This is a genomic window from Nocardia vulneris (assembly GCF_001613425.1).
Taxonomy (GTDB): domain Bacteria; phylum Actinomycetota; class Actinomycetes; order Mycobacteriales; family Mycobacteriaceae; genus Nocardia; species Nocardia vulneris.
Map to the genome: position 1 here is coordinate 71,630 of NZ_BDCI01000023.1, position 16,871 is coordinate 88,500.

Here is a 16,871-nt window from a genome sequence, read left to right on the forward strand (position 1 = left end):
GGCACTCGAGGGGTGGCGGACTGATCGAACTCCCGCACCCTTCGTTGTTCTGAACCCGGCGTGTCTTCCGGCAAGTCGGGGTGCGGGAACACGGAACGGGTGCGGGAACCTCGCTCTCGCGAAAGCGAGGGGTTCAGGCGGTTTGGGCTTGGGGGCGGGGTGGGGTGCCGAAGAGGTGGGCATCTCCGTGGGCGCGTTTGAAGAAGAGGTGGGCGTCGTGTTCCCAGGTGATGGCGATGCCGCCGTGTAGTTGAACGGTTTCGGCGACGATGGTGGTGAGGGCGTCGGAGCAGTGCAGGCGGGCGACCCAGACGTCTTCGGCGGCGCCGGGGGACTGCTCGGTGACCGCGAGGGCTGCGGCCTGAGCGGCGGACTTGGCGGATTCCAGCAGCACGTACATGTCGGCCATGCGGTGTTTGAGTGCTTGGAAGCTGCCGATGGCGCGGCCGAACTGGACGCGGGATTTGGTGTAGTCGACGGTCAGCTCGAGGCAGCGTTCGGCGGCGCCCACCTGCTCGGCCGCGATTGCGGCCCAAGCGATTTCCCGCAGCTGCGTGCGCACGGCGACCGGGTCTCCGGTGCCGAGGCGGCGCGCTTTCACCTCGGTGAAGGTAACGCTGCTCAATTTCCGGGTCGGGTCCATGGTGGGCACCGTCCGCCGCGATACGCCTGCGGTGTCCGCCGGTACTTCGAAAAGCCCGCTCGCGGTGACCACGAGGAAGGTGTCGGCCCCCACGCCGTCGAGCACGTAATGGGCGGTACCGGTGAGCTTTCCGTCCGCCTCGCGGACTCCGGCTTCGTCCCACCCGCTTTCACCTGCCCAGCAGACCGCCAACGTCCGGGTGCCCTCGGCGACCTCGGGGAGGAGCCGTGCGGACGCCTCGGTATCGCCGGACAGCAACACGGCTTGCACGCCGAGCACGGCAGACCCGAGCATCGGCACCCCGGCCAGCGTGCGCCCGAGTTCGCCTACGACCAGCAGGGATTCGACCAAGCTGGCCCCGATCCCGCCGTACTCCTCGGGCACGGCGAGCGCCGCGACGCCGATCTGCTCGCACAGCAGCCGCCACAGCGCGGGGTCGTAGCCGAGTTCGGTGTCCATCGCCTTACGCACCGCCGCGGATCCGGCGTGCTTGGTGAGCAGTGCGCGCACCGAGGCGGTGAACTCCTGGTGTTCGGTGTTCGTCATGCTGTTCCTCGCTCGGCCGTCGCCTCGTCGCGCAATGCGCGGGCGATCCGGCCGCGATGCAGATCCGTTGTGCCCCAGGCGGAGCGCAGCGCGGTGACCCGGGTGAGCCACAGCGAAAGGTCGTATTCGGCGGTGTAACCGATCGCGCCGTGCACCTGCAGGGCAGCGCGCGAAGCCCGGTAAGCCGCATCACCGCAGGCGATCACGGCTGCCGAGACGTCCCGCCCGCGGGTCGGTGTCGCCATGGTGAGCGCGGCGCGGTAGAGCAGCGGTTCGGCCAGATCGAGTCCGATCAGCACGTCGGCGAGCTTCTGCTTGACGGCTTGGAATTCGCCGATCGGTTTGCCGAACTGCTTGCGCTGCTTGGCATATCCGGTGGTGGCGTCGAGCAGCGCCCGGCCCGCGCCGAGCAGCTGTGCCGCACAGGCGAGCGCCCCGGTGTCGAAGGCGGCGGCCACGGCCGCGGGCACCGCGTCGCCCTCGGCGACCGGTTCGTCCGCCGCGACGGTGAACAGTCGCCGAGCCGGATCGATCGATCGGATGGTTCCGGTGCGTTGCGCGGTGGACAGCCGCGCGCCGTCGGCGATCAGCACCACTTCGGCGGTGTCGGCGTCCAGCGCGACGCTGCCCTGCTCCGGCGCGGTGAACGCGAGGGTGCCCAGCGCGCTGCCTTCGGCGAGGCCGGGCAGCCAGCGCGCAGCCGGTTCGTCATCCGGAAGTGCCTGCAGGAGAGCAGGTATCGCGGCTGCCGTCTCGATCAGCGGTCCGGGCGCGGCGGCGCGGCCGAGTTCGATGAACGCCACCACCAGATCGATCGGTTCGGCCCCGACCCCGCCGTGTTCGTCAGCGGTGGCCAGGCCGAGCACCCCGGCACCGGCCAGCTGTCGGATGAGCGCGCGGCCGGGCCGCGGATCGCCGGTCGCCCAATGGCGCACGGCCGCGGGTGTGCGCCCGGCGTCGAGCAGCTTGCGTACGCTGCCGCCGAAGTCGAGCTGCTCGGGACTGAGCGCGAATCTCATCGGCTGCTTCCTCTCGGTAGTCCGAGCAGCCGCTCGGCGATGATGTTGCGCTGAATCTCGTTGGTACCCGCGTAGATCGGGCCGGAGAGCGAGAACAGATAGCCGTCGGTCCAGGGCCCGGATCGTTCGGCGGCGGCGCCGAGCACGTCGAGCCCGGTCTCGTGCATCGCGATATCGAGTTCGGACCAGAACACCTTGGTGATCGACGATTCCGCGCCGAGTTTGCCGCCCTCGTTGAGCCGGGTGACCGTGCCGAAGGTGTGGAGCCGGTAAGCCTCGCTGCCGATCCAGGCGTCCACCACGGCATCTCGCTGCGCGGTGTTGGCCTGGTCGCCCTGGTCGAGCCAGAGGTCGATCAAGCGTTGCGCGGTCGCACTGAACCGCCCCGGGCTGCGCAGGGACAGCCCGCGCTCGTTGCTCGAGGTGCTCATCGCGACCCGCCAGCCTTCGCCGGGCGCGCCGATCACGTCACGGTCGGGCACGAACACCTCGTCGAGGAAGATCTCGGCGAAGCCGGGTTCCCCGTCCAGCTGGGGAATCGGCCGGACCGAAACACCGTCGGCGGTGAGCGGGAACATGACGTAGGTCAGTCCCTTGTGCCGTTCGGCTTCGGGGTCGCTGCGGAACAGGCCGAAGGCCCAATCCGCGTACGCCGCACGGGAACTCCAGGTCTTCTGGCCGCTCAGCAGCCAGCCGCCGCTGGTACGGCGGGCGGTGGAGCGGATGCCCGCGAGGTCGCTGCCCGCTTCGGGTTCAGACCAGGCCTGGGCCCAGATATCGTCACCGCGCGCCATCCGCGGCATGATCCGGTCCAGCTGCTCGGTGGTGCCGTGTTCGAAAAGCGTTGGTGCCAGCAGGAAGATGCCGTTCTGGCTCACCCGGCCCGGCGCGTTCGCCGCGTAGTACTCCTGCTCGAACAGCACCCACTCCAGCAGGGACACGTCGCGGCCGCCGTACTCGTCCGGCCACGCGACCACGGACAGGCGCGCCTCGGCGAGGGTGCGCTCCCACGCACGGTGGGCCTCGAATCCCGCCTTGGTGTCCATCGAGGGGAGCGGTTGCGCGGGTTTGTGCGCGGCCAGGAAGTCGCGGACTTCGGCCTGGAACTCTTGTGTCGCCTGGTCGATCTCGAGGTCCACTTACTTCGCCCCGTTCTCGCCGGTCGCGGTGGCCTTCATCGACTTGGCGTTCATGCCGCCGAGCGAATCGGCGCCGACTTCGGCGTTGTGTGCGTGGGCGAAGTGATGCAGGCCGAACACCGAGTCCATCCCGGCCCGCATGCCCATCAGGTCTTCGGCCTGATTGACCGCCTTCTTGGTCAGTGCGAGGCCGAAGCGCGGCATGGTGGCGATCTTTTCGGCCAGCGCGAGCGTCTCGGTTTCCAGCTCCGCGCGGGGCACGACCCGGTTCACCATGCCCCACTCCTTGGCCTGGGCCGCGCCGAATCGGTCGCCGGTGAACAGGAACTCCTTGGCCGCACGCGGTCCCATCACCCAGGGGTGCGCGAAATACTCCACACCCGGAATGCCCATCCGCACAACGGGGTCGGAGAAGAATGCGTCGTCGGACGCGATGATCAGATCGCACACCCAGGCGAGCATGAGTCCGCCCGCGATGCACGCGCCCTGCACCATGGCGATGGTCGGCTTGGGGATCTCCCGCCAGCGCCGGCACATGCCGAGGTACACCTCGAGCTCGCGCGCGAAACGCTGGTCACCGCCGGCCTTGTCGACGTGGTCCCACCACAGCGTCGCCTTGTTCGGGTAGTGCACGTGGTGGTCGCGGCCCGGCGTGCCGATATCGTGGCCGGCACTGAAGTGTTTTCCGTTGCCCGCCAACACGATCACCCCGACCTCGGGGTCCTCGACGGCTCGCTCGAACGCGGCGTCGAGCGCGTAGGTCATCACCGAGTTCTGCGCGTTGCGGTAGTCCGGCCGGTTCAGCGTCACGATCGCGACGCGGCCACGCACCTCGTAGGTGACGACTTCCCCCTCGTCCGGGACAGCCGGTTCCGACATCACGAAATCTCCTCACGTAGTTGACGCTTGAGCACTTTCCCGGCGGCGCTGTAGGGCAGCTGATCGCGGAATTCCACGAATCGCGGCACCTTGAAGTTGGCCAGCACGGTGGTGGCGTGCGCGCGCACCTGTTCTTCGGTGAGCGTCGCGCCCGCCTTGCGGACGACGAAAGCCTTGCCCACCTCGCCCATCCGGGTGTCCGGCACCCCGACGACCGCGGATTCGGCCACGCCGTCCAACCGGGCGAGGGCCTGCTCGACTTCGGCCGGGTACACGTTGAATCCGCCGGAGATGTACATGTCCTTGAGCCGGTCGGTGATCTTCAGATAGCCGCGCTCGTCGACGGTGCCGATATCGCCGGTGTGCAGCCAGCCGTCGGAATCGATGGCGGCAGCGGTGCTTTCGGGGTCGTCGAGGTAGCCGAGCATCACGTTCGGCCCGCGCAGCAGCACCTCACCGTCGCCGGCGAGGCGCAGTTCGAAGTCCGCGATCGGCCTGCCGCAGGTGCCCGCGATGGTCGCCGCGTCGTCGTCGGTGCGGCACATGGTGCCGAACCCGGAGGCTTCGGACAGGCCGTAGGCGGTGAGCACGATGTCGAAATCGAGTTCGTCGCGCATCCGTTCGATGAGCACCACCGGCACGGTCGCCGCGCCGGTCACCGCGATTCGCAGCGTGCCGAGATCGAAGTCGCCACGCCGGGGGTGGTCGAGGATCGTCTGATAGATCGTCGGCGGGCCGGGCAGGACGGTGATCTGCTCTTCGCTGATCAGCCGCAACGTGACGGGCACATCGAAGACCGCCTGCGGCACGATCGTGGCGCCGGTGACCAGGCAGGCCAGAATGCCCGCCTTGTAGCCGAAGTTGTGGAAGAACGGATTCACCACGAGATACCGGTCGTCGCTGCGCAGCGTGGTGCACTCGGCCCAGGCCCGGACCACCGAGAGCGCTTGGCGGTGCGCCACGAGCGTGCCCTTGCTGCGCCCGGTGGTGCCGGAGGTGAACAGGATGTCGGCGATATCGTCCGGCCGGACCGCCGACGCGCGGTCCTCGGCCTCGGTGAGTGTGGCCTTTTCCGCGATCCCGGCCAATTCCGACCAGTCGAACGCAGTGGCGTCGGTGGTCGCGGTGTCCGGTTCGACCGGGATGACGACCACCGTCTCGATGCTGAGATCCGGTGCGGTCGCGCGTAATTCGGCCAGGCGGTCGCGCCCGAGGAAGGTGCCGGCGATGAACAGCGCCCGTGCGTCCACCCGGGCGAGCACGTCCGCGGCCTCCGCGGCGACATAGCGGGTGTTCAACGGCACCAGGGCAGCGCCGACGTAGTGCGCGCCGAGCGCGGCGACCACCCAGTGGTGGGTGTTCGGCGCCCACATCGCGACGCGGTCGCCGGCTTGCACACCGCGCGCGATCAGCGCCCGCGCCACGTCCAGGACCGCGGCGTGCAGCTGTGTCCAGTCCAGCCGGACCGCGCCGTCGGCGAGCGCGGGCGCGGCGCCGAAGGTCTGCGCGGCCTGCCGCAGCGCCAGCGGTGTCGTCTGTGCAGGGGTTGTCACGGTTGTCCTTACCGTTCGTGCAGGGCACTTATGTGCGCGCCCTACAAAGCAAGTGCTTGGTAGGTTATCCTACCGGCGTGGGTGCGATCCAGACCTCAGAATCCGATACCGCCGGTTCGGGCGGGCGGTTTTCCGCGAGCGCGGACCAGCAATTCGCCGCCGACGTGCGCGAGTGGCTCGCGGACAACCTGAACGGCGAGTTCCGCGAGCTGCGCGGACTCGGCGGGCCGGGCCGCGAGCACGAGGCGTTCGACGAGCGCCTCGCCTGGGACCGGCATCTCGCCGCCGCCGGCTGGACCTGCCTCGGCTGGCCGGAGGAATACGGCGGCCGGGCCGCCAGCGTGCGCCAGCAGGTGATCTTCCACGAGGAGTACGCGAAAGCGAATGCGCCCGCGCGGGTTTCGCATGTCGGTGAAGAACTGCTCGGACCGACGGTGCTCGCCTTCGGCACCCAGGCGCAGCGCGACCGCTTCCTGCCCGGCATCCGTACCGTGTCCGAACTGTGGTGCCAGGGGTACTCCGAACCCGGCGCGGGCTCGGACCTGGCCGCGATCACCACCTCGGCCCGCCGCGACGGCGACGAGTGGTCGATCAACGGACAGAAGATCTGGACGTCGCTGGCCCACGTCGCCGACTGGTGCTTCGTGATCGCCCGGACCGAACCCGGCTCCACCCGCCACCACGGCCTGTCCTACCTGCTCGTGCCGATGCAGCAGCCGGGCATCGACGTGCGGCCGATCATCCAGCTGACCGGCACCTCGGAGTTCAACGAGGTCTTCTTCGACGACGCGCGCACCGCCGCGGATCTGGTCGTCGGCGAACCGGGCGATGGCTGGCGGATCGCCATGGGCACATTGACCTTCGAGCGGGGCATCTCCACTCTCGGCCAGCAGATCCGGTTCGCCAGGGAACTGGCGGATGTCGAGGCCTTGGCCCGGCGTACCGGTGCCGCGACCGATCCGTTGATCGCGGAGCGGATCGACCGCGCCTGGGTCGGCCTGCGGGTGTTGCGCGCGCACGCCATCCGCACCATGCAGGGTGCGGGTGTCACCGACGGCGGTCAGGCCTCGGTCGCGAAACTGTTGTGGGCCAACTGGCATCGCGGACTCGGCGAACTGGCGATGGCCGTGCTGGGGCCCGCGGGCCTGGTGGCCGACGAGGACGATCTGAACGAATGGCAGCGGCTGTACCTGTTCACCCGCGCCGACACCATCTACGGAGGTTCGAACGAAGTGCAGCGCAACATCATCGCCGAGCGGGTGCTCGGCCTACCGCGTGAGGCACGAGGATGACCGACCTCTCCGTGGCGCCGCCGCCGGTTCCGGGACACGGCCTGCTCACCGGACGGGCCGCCGTCATCACCGCGGCCGCGGGCACCGGCATCGGCTCGGCCACCGCGCGCAGGCTGCTCGCCGAGGGCGCCGATGTGGTCGTCTCCGATTGGCACGAGCGACGTTTGGCCGAGACGGCGGCCGACCTCGCGGCCGAATTCCCGGACCGCAAGGTCGCCTCGATCGCCTGCGACGTGCAGAGCACCGAGCAGGTGAACGCGTTGGTGCGCGGGGCGGCCGAGGCGATCGGGCGGATCGACATCATGGTCAACAATGCCGGCCTCGGCGGGGAGACGCCGGTCGTCGACATGACCGACGAACAGTGGGATCGCGTGCTCGACATCACCCTCAACGGCACCTTCCGCTGCACGCGCGCGGCACTCAACTACTTCCGGGCCGCCGGGCACGGCGGCGTGATCGTCAACAACGCGAGCGTGCTCGGCTGGCGCGCGCAGCACGGCCAGGCGCACTACGCCGCGGCCAAGGCGGGCGTGATGGCGCTGACGCGGTGCAGCGCCGTCGAAGCCGCCGCACTGGGGGTCCGGATCAACGCGGTCGCGCCCAGCATCGCGCGGCACGCTTTTCTGGACAAGGTCAGCTCGACCGAGCTGCTCGATCGGCTCTCCGAGCGCGAGGCGTTCGGCCGGGCGGCCGAGCCGTGGGAGGTCGCGGCCACCATCGCCATGCTCGCCAGCGACTACACCACGTACCTGACCGGTGAGGTGGTGTCGGTCAGCAGCCAACGAGCCTGAGCCGGTTCGGGTTTGCGGTCACTCGCCCCGGTTCGCATCGGGTAGCCGACCGGTGGCTCGCGGCCCGGAACAGTCCGGTCGGGACGGACTGGACGGACCGTCGAGCACGCCAGAATGCGGTCGCGAGCACGCTCGGGCGCACCTCCGGCAAATGGGCGGCTGATCAGGTAGAAAAGCCGACGGCAGATGTCGCCGGGTTGTGCCATGCTGGTTGAGATCGGAACCCGCACTCTCCAAAGGGGCGATGGCTATGGGCCTTGATAGCCCAGCTGCCCGCGAACAACTGGAACTCGAATTGGTGCGCGAAGTGGTGCTGGCTCGGCGCAGGCTGGACAGCTTGGTGCTCGCCGCACTCACCCTCGGCGCCGAGCTGATCGAGCACACCTCCGAATGTGCGACCGCGATGCGTGCCGCGCAGATTCTCGAGCAGTTCGCGATCGATGAGGCCGCTGTGGCCCGTGATCCGCGCGGCGCACTACGGGCCGACCTGGCCCGAGATCACGAGCGCGCCAAACAGATCGGTCTCGAACCCGATCCCGACGACCTGTCCGCCGCGGAGTCCGAACAGGATCGGCGCAGGCATCGCCAGGCCGCGCTGCTGTGCGAGGTGCGCGCGGACCTGCTCGACGTGGTGGCCAAGTGCCGGAAGTTCCGCCTCGACCGCGTCGCCTTCGACGAGGAGATCGCGCAGGGGCTGTGCGCCGCCACCGACAAGCTGGTGATCGGTGCCGATATGGATACCTACCAGGCGTGGCAGCGCGGCATGGTGCTCAAGCTGATCGAAGAGCCGGTGCCCTCCGGCCCGCCGCGCGTCATGGCGACCGTGGACGCGGGGCCGGGCCGCGGACAGCTCACCGTCGAATGGGACAGCTGCGAAAGACGGCTGGCGCTGGTCGCGCGCATGGCCAGAGCCGGGGTGGCGCCGGTGGTCATCTGCGACCGGTTGCTCGCGGACCTATCGGTGTCCTCGCCCCTGCGTTATTCGGTGCGCTGATCGGGTCCTCGCGGCCTGGCGAAGCCGTGATCCGCCGCCTCCCTGCGTGCCGCTCTGTACCAAGCAAACGCTTGGTTGTATTATGGCCGGTGTGACGGCACCCGACGCTTCGAAATCAGCACGGCGCAATGAACTGCTCACGCTGGCGGCCGAACTGTTCGCCGAACGCGGACTGCGCGCCACCACCGTGCGCGATATCGCCGACGCGGCCGGGATTCTATCCGGGAGCCTCTACCACCACTTCGATTCCAAGGAGTCGATGGTGGACGAGATCCTGCGCGGCTTCCTGGACGACCTGTTCGGGCACTACCGCGAGATCGTCGCCGCCGGGCTCAGCTCGCGAGACACCTTGGAAGCCTTGGTGATCGCGTCCTACCAGTCCTTCGACCGGCATCATGCCGCGGTGGCGATCTATCAGGCCGAGGCGAAGCGGCTGCGCACCGCCGAACGGTTCACCTACATCGCCGACTACAACCGCGAATTCCGCGAGCTGTGGCACCGCGTATTGACCAACGGCGTGCAGGACGGCAGCTTCCGGCCCGAGATCGACGTCGAACTGGCGTACCGATTCCTGCGCGACACGGTGTGGGTGGCGGTGCGGTGGTACCAGCCCGGTGGCCCGATCACCGTCGACAACCTCGCCAAGCAGTATCTGACCATCGTGCTCGACGGGCTCACCGCCTCCGAAAACGGCTAGGCCGAGCACATCACGTAGGAGTACTCCGATGTCTGCACCCTCCGCTCCCCGCCGCCCCTACACCCCGCTGCGGGACGCCTACGTGATCGATGCGGTGCGCACGCCGGTCGGTAAGCGCGGCGGCGCCCTCGCCGCCGTGCACCCGGCCGACCTCGGCGCCGCCGCGCTGCGCGGGCTGCTGGATCGCCACTCGATCGACCCCGGCAATGTCGACGACGTGATCGTCGGCTGTGTCGACAACGTAGGCCCGCAGGCCGGCAACGTCGGCCGGACTGCTTGGCTGGCCGCCGGATACCCGGAAGAAGTACCCGGCGTCACCGTCGACCGGCAGTGCGGATCGAGCCAGCAGGCCATCAATTTCGGCGCGCAGGCCATCATGAGCGGCACCGCCGAGGTGATCGTCGCGGGCGGCCTGCAGAACATGAGCGCCATCCCGATCTCCGCCGCCATGTACGCGGGCAAGGAGTACGGCTTCGATTCGCCGTTCGTCGGCTCCGCCGGCTGGGACCACCGCTACGGCACCGCCGAGGTCACCCAGTTTCGTGCCGCTCAGTTGATCGCCGAGAAGTGGGGCATCAGCCGGGAAGACATGGAGCACTGGGCTTTGCGCAGCCACGAGCGGGCCCGCGACGCGATCAAGAACGGCCGTTTCGATCGCGAGATCGTGCCGGTCGGCGACTTCTGGATCGATCAGGGGCCGCGCGAGACCACCCTGGAGAAGATGGCGTCGCTGCCGCCGCTGGCCGAGGGCAGCCCATTGACCGCGGCCGTCGCGAGCCAGATCTCCGACGGCGCCAGCGCCACCCTGCTCGCCTCCGACTGGGCCGTCGAGGCTTACGGTTTGACCCCGCGCGCCCGCATCCATCACGTCAGCGCGCGCGGCGCCGACCCGATCTTCATGCTCACCGCGCCGATCCCGGCCACCAAGTGGGCGCTCGAAAAAACCGGCCTCACCATCGAGGACATCGACGTCATCGAGATCAACGAGGCCTTCGCCCCCGTCGTCCTGGCCTGGCTGAAGGAAACCGGCGCCGACCCCGAAAAGGTCAACGTCAACGGCGGCGCCATCGCCCTGGGCCACCCCCTCGGCGCCACCGGCGCCAAGCTTTTCGCCACCCTCCTCAACGAACTGGAACGCCGCAACGGCCGCTACGGCCTCCTCACCATCTGCGAAGGCGGCGGCACCGCCAACGCAACCATCATCGAGCGCCTCCCCAACTGATCCTCCTGCGGCGGGGTCGGTAGCAGATCCCGCCGCGTGGCGGTCAGTTCTTTTCGGCGGGTTCCAGGAGGACCGCGGTGCCGTAGGCGGCTACTTCGCTCATGGTGTTGGCGATCTCGTTGCAGTCGAAGCGCATGGCGAGGATGCCGTTGGCGCCGAAGGACATGGCGTGCTGGCACATTCGCATGATCGCCTCGTGGCGGGAGTGGTAGAGCAGCTGGGTGTATTCGGTGATCTCGCCGCCGCCGAGGGAGCGGAAGCCGGCGGCGAGGTTCGAGCCGAGGCCGCGGCTGCGCACGGTCAGGCCCGCGACCTCACCGAACACCCGGACGACCCGGTGGCCGGGCACGTCGTTCATGGTGGAGACGAGGATCGGGAACTGCGGGCCGGGCTGCTGCTGCGGAGGTTGCTGGTATCCCGGCGGCGGCTGCTGGAATCCGGGCTGCTGCTGCGGGTAGTGCGGTTGTTGCGGCGGCATGGGCTGGTTCATGAGCGGGATCGTACGGCCCGGGCGAACTCGACCACCAGGTAGTTTGCCCGCCCGGCCGCAACACGGACCGGCAGAACCGAGCAATAGGCCCTGAGCACGCGAAATGCCCCGGCTTCCGGTAGGAACGGGGCATTCGCGGTAGGTGTTCAGAGGTTCTTCTGCAACGCCTCGATCCGGCCGACCGCGTCGGCGACGATCCGATCGATCAGCTCCTTACAGGTGGGCAGGTCCTCGATGATGCCGGTGACCTGACCGGCGGCGAGCACGCCCGCCCCGGTGTTGCCCTCGACCAGCCCGGCGCGCAACAGCATCGGCGTATTGGCCGCCATGACGACCTGAGACCAGCTGAGGTCCTTGGCCTTTCGCATGGTCAACCCGTCGCGCACCAGGGTGGACCATTTCATGCCGGTCATGCTCTTGAACTTCGCCGCGTTGGCGACCGCCGCGGCGAGCCCGCGGGCGCGACCCGAATGTTCCAGGCGCTGCACCAGTTCGGTGTTCAGCACCCGGTGCGGCATGCCGTCGACTTTGGTGGAGACGACGGTGTCCTGCAACTGCCGGGTGAGGTACTCCTTTTTGACCGCGTCCGGCACGGTGCTCTCCTGGGTCAGCAGGAATCGGGTGCCCATCGCGACGCCCGCCGCCCCGTAGGAGAGGGCGGCGGCCAGCCCGCGCCCGTCGAAGAACCCACCCGCCGCGACGACCGGAATATCGACCGCGTCCAGCACCGAGGGCAGCAGCAGTGTGGTGGCCACCGGTCCGGTGTGCCCGCCGCCCTCGCCACCCTGCACGATCACCGCGTCCGCGCCCCAGGACGCCACCTTCACGGCGTGCTTGGCCGCACCGATCGACGGAATCACCACCACGCCCGCATCTTTCAGCTTCGCGATGAGCTCCTGCTTGGGTGCCAGGGCGAACGAGGCGACGGCGACCTTTTCTCGGATCAACAGGTCGATGCGTTCGGGTGCGTCCGAGGCATCGGCGCGGATGTTCACACCGAACGGTTTCGCGGTGTGCGCCTTGGTCTTCGCGATCGCCGCCTCGAGCTCCGCATAGGTCATCGTGGCGGAGGCGAGGATGCCCAGCCCGCCCGCCTCGGCGGTGGCTGCGACCAGACTCGGCCCGGCGACCCAGCCCATGCCGGTCTGCACGATGGGATGGTCGATGCCGACCAGTTCGGTCAGCGCGGTGCGCAACCGCGGCGTGGGCGCGCTCATGCCGGTACCTCGGCTTCCCGGATCTTCTTGGGATCGAGCACATCCCGGATCAGTCGCAGTTCTTCGGCGGTCGGCAGCCGGGTCTCGCCCGCCGCGGCGAGTCCGTCGATCTCGAAGCCGGTGTTCTCGGCGACCTCGGCGGCGGTGACGCCGGGATGCAGGCTGCGCGCCCGCATCGTGTGGCCCGGACCGGTGAAGTCGAAGACGCCGAGGTTGGTCACCACCCGGTGCAGGTGGTGGAACCGGTACGCCGGGTTCGCCGGATCGATCTTGTCGTAGCCGACGCCGGAGACGATGTCGACCTGGTCGGTGAAGACCCGGCTCGTGTGCCGCGAAACCCAATAGCTGGTCGCGTGATTGAGGGTGTTGCCCGGCGCACCTCGGACCCCGAACATCTGCCGGGTGGGTTGCTGCAGGGCGCCGAACGCGGACAGGTTCTGATTGCCGTACCGGTCGATCTGGTTGGCGCCCATCACCACGTGCCGCCGCCCGGAGGCGACCACGTCGAACACCTTTCGGAACGGAATCCACCCCTCGATCGGCGCTTTACCACCGATCGGCGGGGTGTCGGCGAAAAGCAGCGCCTCGCCGTCGGAGAGCAGCAGATCGGGTTCGGTGGTGAGTTTCGCCAGCCGCGCGCCGATGATCGACATGGGCGACATCGGGCTGGCCATGATTTCGCCTGCGCCGCTGAAGATCTCCGCGCAAGCCACCGCGCACACCTCGGCGCGGGTGCAGGTCTCGGCCGCGCCCGCTACGGAATCGCCTTGCGCTGCGGTCATTTCTGGGCCTCCTGGGCGAACTCGCGAACGGCGGCCTGGTACTCGTCTTCGGAGACCGCCAGGTACTTGTCGACGAACCGCTGCCACGTCTCGGGCGTCTTCGCCGACTGCACGTAGTGTTTCTGGAACTTCTCGTCGCGGCCGTAGCTGTCGCCCGCGAGCGTGAAGTGGGCCCCGCCGGGCGCCTCGACCACGCCGTCCACCATCATCCGGTTGAGCAGCAGCGATTGCAGCGGCACGGTTTTCACCAGCTCGTCGGTGTCGACGAGGCGCTCCACCGAGACGTACCGGCGCTCGGCGGCCAGGCAGTACAGGTCGTCGAAGTACGGGTCGACACCGGTGTAGGCGGCGTTGCCGTGCTTGTCACCGAGGTTCAGATGCACCAGCGCCGCATCGAGATTCAGCGCGGGCATCGCGATCAGGGTTTCGGTGCGACCGTCGCCGTCGGGATAGGGTGAAGCGACCGTGCGCAATTCGCCGTCCCAGAAGTTGGGCACATCCGAGCCGAGCCCGGCCCGGATCGGCAGGAACGGCAGCCGGGCGGCGGCGGCCTCCAACCCGCATTTGAGCATGCCTTCGTCCATTTCGCGGGCCACCAGCGCGCCGGTGGTGCGCGCGTGCGCGAACCACGGATCGTAGAACGGCGGCGAATCCAGGGAGACGAACCCGTAGTACGCCTTGCGGACCTTCCCGGCCGAGCACAGCAGCCCGAGGTCCGGCCCGCCGTAGCTGACCACGGTCAGGTCGGTGAGGTCCGAGCGCAGGATGGCGCGCACCAGCGCCATCGGCTTGCGTCGCGAACCCCAGCCGCCGATGCCGATTGTCATCCCGCTGCGCAGTTCGCCGACGACCTCGTCGAGCGACATTCGCTTGTCTCGCATGAGTGCTGAACTCCCTATTTCTCGGCCTTGCGCGCGGCCAGGTCGTCGTCGAACCGGGCGCGGATCTCGTCGGCGACACCGGCGAGGTTGAGTTCGAAGGTGAATCCCTGTTCGTAGCGGTAGCTGCGGTGCACGTCCTGCCCGTCGATACCGTTGAGCGCGCGTTTTGCCGCACGGATCACCCGGCCGTCCTTGGCGGCGATGTTCTTGGCGACTTCCATTGCCGCGGCGTCGAGTTCGGCGCGCGGCACCACCTGATACACCGAGCCGAAGTGCTGCAACTGCTGGGCGGTGATGGTGCTCGCCGTATAGAACAGGGCGCGCATCAGGTGCTGCGGCACCAGCCGGGACAGATGGGTGGCGGCGCCGAGCGCGCCGCGGTCCACCTCGGGCAGCCCGAAAGTGGCGTCGTCGGAAGCGATCACGACGTCGGCATTGCCGACCAGGCCGATGCCGCCGCCGAGGCAGAAGCCCTGGACCACCGCGATCACGGGCACCGGGCAGTCGTAGACCGCCGCGAACGCCTCGAAACAACCATGATTCGCGTCGATCAGTGCCTGATGGCCGGGCTTGCTCTGGATCTCCTTGATATCGACACCGGCGTTGAAACCGCGATTCTCCGCGCGCAGCACCACAACCCGGGTCTCCGGATCGCGCCCGGCCTCGCGCAGCGCGTCGGCGATGGCGAACCAGCCGTCCGTCGGTATCGCGTTGACCGGCGGGTAGTCGACCGTGACCACGGTGATGCCGGTTGATTCGGAGTGACGGTTGATCCCCATCGCCTATCCCATCGTGAGTAGCTCGGCTCGTGATAAATCCAACACAGTGGCAAAGCAAGCAGTTGCTTGGTAGATTAGCACGGTGGCACTCGAAATCGATCTGGTCGATCGCGTCGTCCTGGTGACCGGCGGCGTCCGTGGCGTGGGCGCCGGGGTGAGCCGGACGTTCCTCGCGGCGGGTGCGACCGTGATCGCCTGTGCCCGGCGTCCCGCCGAGGCCCCGATCGAGGTCGACGGCCGCGGCATCGAGTTCCTGCCCTGCGACGTCCGGGACGCGGACGCGGTACAGGGCCTGGTCGACACCGTCGTCGAGCGGCACGGCCGCCTCGACCATCTGGTCAACAACGCCGGTGGCGCGCCCTTCGCCCTCGCCGCCACGGCGAGCAAGAACTTCCACGCCAAGATCGTCGAGCTGAATCTGCTTGCGCCGCTGCTGGTCTCCCAGGCCGCCAACGCGGTGATGCAGCAGCAGCCGGACGGCGGTTCCATCGTGAACATCTCCAGCGTGAGCGGGCACCGCCCGTCGCCGGGTACCGCCGCCTACGGCGCGGCCAAGGCGGGCATGGACAGCCTGACCGCCTCGCTCGCCGTGGAATGGGCGCCCAAGGTGCGGGTCAACTCGCTCGTCGTCGGACCGGTGGTCACCGAGCTGAGCCAACTGCACTACGGCGACCAAGACGGCATCGACGCGGTGGGGGAGACGATCCCGCTGGGCCGGATGGCGCACCCGGACGATATCGGCCGCTGTGCGGTCTTCCTGGCCTCGGAATTGGCCGGCTACGTCAGCGGGGCGAGCCTGCTCGTGCACGGCGGCGGCGAACGCCCGGCCTTCCTCGCCGCGTCCACCGCGGACGTAGGCCGACAGCAGTCCTGAACACATCGGACCCACACGAAGAGGACACAGGTATGGACACCGAGCAGATCTGCGCAGGACGCACCGTCATCGTGACCGGTGCGGGCCGCGGTATCGGCCGGGCGCACGCGCTCGCCTTCGCCGCCGCCGGGGCGCGGGTGGTGGTCAACGATCTCGGCTCGGCGCTCGACGGCGCGGCGACGGGGGAGACCCCCGCCGAGCAGGTCGTCGCGGAGATCGAGGCGCTCGGCGGCGCGGCCGTGGCCAACGGCGATGATGTCGCGGATTGGCAAGGCGCGCAACGTCTTGTCCGGCAGGCGGTGGACACCTTCGGCGGGTTGGACGTGCTGGTCAACAACGCCGGGTTCGTGCGCGACCGGATGCTGGTCAATCTCGGCGAAGACGAATGGGACGCGGTTATCCGCGTGCACCTCAAGGGTCACTTCGTCACCATGCGGCACGCGATCGAGTACTGGCGCGGCGAGTCGAAGGCCGGTCGGCCGGTCGATGGCCGCATAATCAACACCAGCTCCGGCGCCGGCCTGCAGGGCAGCGTCGGGCAGGGCAACTACGGTGCGGCCAAAGCGGGTATCGCCGGCCTCACACTCACCGCCGCCGCGGAGTTCGCGCGCTACGGCGTCACTGTGAATTCCATCGCACCGGCGGCGCGCACCCGGATGACCGAAACGGTGTTTGCCGAGACCATGGCGCGGCCGGACGCCGGCTTCGACGCGATGGCGCCGGAGAACATTTCTCCGCTGGTCGTCTGGCTCGGCAGCGCGCAGTCCAAGGGCGTCACAGGCCGCATGTTCGAGGTCGAGGGCGGTAAAGTGGCCTTGGCAGACGGGTGGCGGCACGGCGTCGCGGTGGACCGGGGCGCACGGTGGGATCCGGCCGAGCTCGGCCCGGTGGTGGCCGACCTGATTGCCAAGGGGATGCCGCCCGAACCGGTGTACGGGGCCTGACCTGGCACCACCCTTCTTTCTGCGCAGGTAACGATAGGGGTTTACTATGGCCCCCGTCCGTTAAAAATCCCGTGTGAGCGTCGTGACCGGGGAAGTTCTGCGCTTTGCAAATGAGGGGAAGGCTCGACG

At 68.8% G+C, this 16,871-nt stretch carries 17 protein-coding genes; 7 read left to right on the forward strand and 10 right to left on the reverse strand.

The features are described from left to right. Positions 1-133: 133 nt before the first annotated feature. The 5 genes from NVU01S_RS24760 to NVU01S_RS24780 are packed head-to-tail and all read right to left on the reverse strand — an operon-like array spanning position 134 to position 5,779. The gene (locus NVU01S_RS24760) at positions 134-1,189 is read right to left on the reverse strand and encodes an acyl-CoA dehydrogenase family protein (protein ID WP_043676735.1); all 1,056 of its coding nucleotides are present in this window, start codon (positions 1,187-1,189) and stop codon (positions 134-136) included. Continuing rightward, positions 1,186-2,208: an acyl-CoA dehydrogenase family protein gene (locus tag NVU01S_RS24765; RefSeq protein ID WP_043676737.1), complete on the reverse strand. Its 1,023-nt coding sequence runs from the start codon at positions 2,206-2,208 to the stop codon at positions 1,186-1,188. Before NVU01S_RS24765 ends, NVU01S_RS24760 begins: the two co-directional genes overlap by 4 nt. Continuing rightward, a complete protein-coding gene (locus tag NVU01S_RS24770; RefSeq protein ID WP_042256316.1) occupies positions 2,205-3,347 on the reverse strand; it encodes an acyl-CoA dehydrogenase family protein in 1,143 nt (380 codons plus the stop codon). The genes NVU01S_RS24765 and NVU01S_RS24770 overlap by 4 nt, the downstream gene beginning before the upstream one ends. Next, positions 3,348-4,226 carry an enoyl-CoA hydratase gene (locus NVU01S_RS24775; RefSeq protein WP_043676739.1) on the reverse strand — a complete coding sequence of 293 codons (879 nt, stop codon included), beginning with the start codon at positions 4,224-4,226 and terminating at the stop codon, positions 3,348-3,350. It lies immediately after the preceding gene. Next, positions 4,226-5,779, reverse strand: a complete 1,554-nt coding sequence (locus NVU01S_RS24780) for a FadD3 family acyl-CoA ligase (protein ID WP_043676741.1) — start codon at positions 5,777-5,779, stop codon at positions 4,226-4,228. The genes NVU01S_RS24775 and NVU01S_RS24780 overlap by 1 nt, the downstream gene beginning before the upstream one ends. Before the next feature lie 86 nt (positions 5,780-5,865). Between NVU01S_RS24780 and NVU01S_RS24785 the strand changes: the two genes are divergently transcribed. The 5 genes from NVU01S_RS24785 (at position 5,866) to NVU01S_RS24805 (ending at position 10,775) form a co-directional block, all read left to right on the forward strand. Further along, a complete protein-coding gene (locus NVU01S_RS24785; protein WP_280140804.1) occupies positions 5,866-7,071 on the forward strand; it encodes an acyl-CoA dehydrogenase family protein in 1,206 nt (401 codons plus the stop codon). Continuing rightward, positions 7,068-7,862 (forward strand): SDR family oxidoreductase, encoded by a 795-nt coding sequence (locus NVU01S_RS24790; protein WP_043676745.1) that lies wholly within the window; start codon positions 7,068-7,070, stop codon positions 7,860-7,862. The genes NVU01S_RS24785 and NVU01S_RS24790 overlap by 4 nt, the downstream gene beginning before the upstream one ends. 250 nt (positions 7,863-8,112) lie before the next feature. After that, positions 8,113-8,856, forward strand: a complete 744-nt coding sequence (locus tag NVU01S_RS24795; protein WP_043676747.1) for a hypothetical protein — start codon at positions 8,113-8,115, stop codon at positions 8,854-8,856. Positions 8,857-8,938: 82 nt separating this feature from the next. After that, positions 8,939-9,553: a TetR/AcrR family transcriptional regulator gene (locus NVU01S_RS24800; RefSeq protein ID WP_014981383.1), complete on the forward strand. Its 615-nt coding sequence runs from the start codon at positions 8,939-8,941 to the stop codon at positions 9,551-9,553. A 28-nt stretch (positions 9,554-9,581) separates the two neighbouring features. Beyond that, the gene (locus NVU01S_RS24805; RefSeq protein WP_373864213.1) at positions 9,582-10,775 is read left to right on the forward strand and encodes an acetyl-CoA C-acetyltransferase; all 1,194 of its coding nucleotides are present in this window, start codon (positions 9,582-9,584) and stop codon (positions 10,773-10,775) included. A 43-nt stretch (positions 10,776-10,818) separates the two neighbouring features. Here the strand turns inward: NVU01S_RS24805 and NVU01S_RS24810 are convergent, their stop codons facing one another. The 5 genes from NVU01S_RS24810 to NVU01S_RS24830 all read right to left on the reverse strand — a co-directional run bounded on the left by NVU01S_RS24810 (position 10,819) and on the right by NVU01S_RS24830 (position 14,924). Further along, positions 10,819-11,148, reverse strand: a complete 330-nt coding sequence (locus NVU01S_RS24810) for a heavy metal-binding domain-containing protein (RefSeq protein WP_202804956.1) — start codon at positions 11,146-11,148, stop codon at positions 10,819-10,821. A 263-nt stretch (positions 11,149-11,411) separates the two neighbouring features. Beyond that, positions 11,412-12,482 carry an NAD(P)H-dependent flavin oxidoreductase gene (locus NVU01S_RS24815; protein WP_043676749.1) on the reverse strand — a complete coding sequence of 357 codons (1,071 nt, stop codon included), beginning with the start codon at positions 12,480-12,482 and terminating at the stop codon, positions 11,412-11,414. After that, entirely contained in the window at positions 12,479-13,264 is a 786-nt protein-coding gene (locus NVU01S_RS24820; protein WP_043676751.1) for a CoA-transferase subunit beta, read from the reverse strand. Before NVU01S_RS24820 ends, NVU01S_RS24815 begins: the two co-directional genes overlap by 4 nt. Further along, the gene (locus NVU01S_RS24825; protein WP_063048165.1) at positions 13,261-14,145 is read right to left on the reverse strand and encodes a CoA transferase subunit A; all 885 of its coding nucleotides are present in this window, start codon (positions 14,143-14,145) and stop codon (positions 13,261-13,263) included. Before NVU01S_RS24825 ends, NVU01S_RS24820 begins: the two co-directional genes overlap by 4 nt. Before the next feature lie 14 nt (positions 14,146-14,159). After that, positions 14,160-14,924 (reverse strand): enoyl-CoA hydratase family protein, encoded by a 765-nt coding sequence (locus NVU01S_RS24830; RefSeq protein ID WP_014981390.1) that lies wholly within the window; start codon positions 14,922-14,924, stop codon positions 14,160-14,162. A gap of 82 nt (positions 14,925-15,006) precedes the next feature. On the opposite strand from NVU01S_RS24830, the gene NVU01S_RS24835 reads away from it, so the two are divergent. Both NVU01S_RS24835 and NVU01S_RS24840 read left to right on the forward strand, forming a co-directional pair. Next, complete coding sequence (locus tag NVU01S_RS24835; RefSeq protein WP_043676755.1) at positions 15,007-15,798, forward strand: SDR family oxidoreductase; 792 nt, start codon at positions 15,007-15,009, stop codon at positions 15,796-15,798. Between the two features lie 32 nt (positions 15,799-15,830). Further along, the gene (locus tag NVU01S_RS24840; protein WP_043676757.1) at positions 15,831-16,742 is read left to right on the forward strand and encodes an SDR family oxidoreductase; all 912 of its coding nucleotides are present in this window, start codon (positions 15,831-15,833) and stop codon (positions 16,740-16,742) included. Positions 16,743-16,871 lie beyond the last annotated feature (129 nt).

Coding starts and splice junctions, on each gene's coding strand:
- NVU01S_RS24790 (WP_043676745.1), top strand. CDS start 7,068: ATGACCGACCTCTCCGTGGCGCCGCCGCCGGTTCCGGGACACGGCCTG.
- NVU01S_RS24760 (WP_043676735.1), bottom strand. CDS start 1,189: ATGACGAACACCGAACACCAGGAGTTCACCGCCTCGGTGCGCGCACTG.
- NVU01S_RS24775 (WP_043676739.1), bottom strand. CDS start 4,226: ATGTCGGAACCGGCTGTCCCGGACGAGGGGGAAGTCGTCACCTACGAG.
- NVU01S_RS24800 (WP_014981383.1), top strand. CDS start 8,939: ATGGCCGGTGTGACGGCACCCGACGCTTCGAAATCAGCACGGCGCAAT.
- NVU01S_RS24820 (WP_043676751.1), bottom strand. CDS start 13,264: ATGACCGCAGCGCAAGGCGATTCCGTAGCGGGCGCGGCCGAGACCTGC.
- NVU01S_RS24805 (WP_373864213.1), top strand. CDS start 9,582: ATGTCTGCACCCTCCGCTCCCCGCCGCCCCTACACCCCGCTGCGGGAC.
- NVU01S_RS24765 (WP_043676737.1), bottom strand. CDS start 2,208: ATGAGATTCGCGCTCAGTCCCGAGCAGCTCGACTTCGGCGGCAGCGTA.
- NVU01S_RS24840 (WP_043676757.1), top strand. CDS start 15,831: ATGGACACCGAGCAGATCTGCGCAGGACGCACCGTCATCGTGACCGGT.
- NVU01S_RS24825 (WP_063048165.1), bottom strand. CDS start 14,145: ATGCGAGACAAGCGAATGTCGCTCGACGAGGTCGTCGGCGAACTGCGC.
- NVU01S_RS24815 (WP_043676749.1), bottom strand. CDS start 12,482: ATGAGCGCGCCCACGCCGCGGTTGCGCACCGCGCTGACCGAACTGGTC.
- NVU01S_RS24830 (WP_014981390.1), bottom strand. CDS start 14,924: ATGGGGATCAACCGTCACTCCGAATCAACCGGCATCACCGTGGTCACG.
- NVU01S_RS24795 (WP_043676747.1), top strand. CDS start 8,113: ATGGGCCTTGATAGCCCAGCTGCCCGCGAACAACTGGAACTCGAATTG.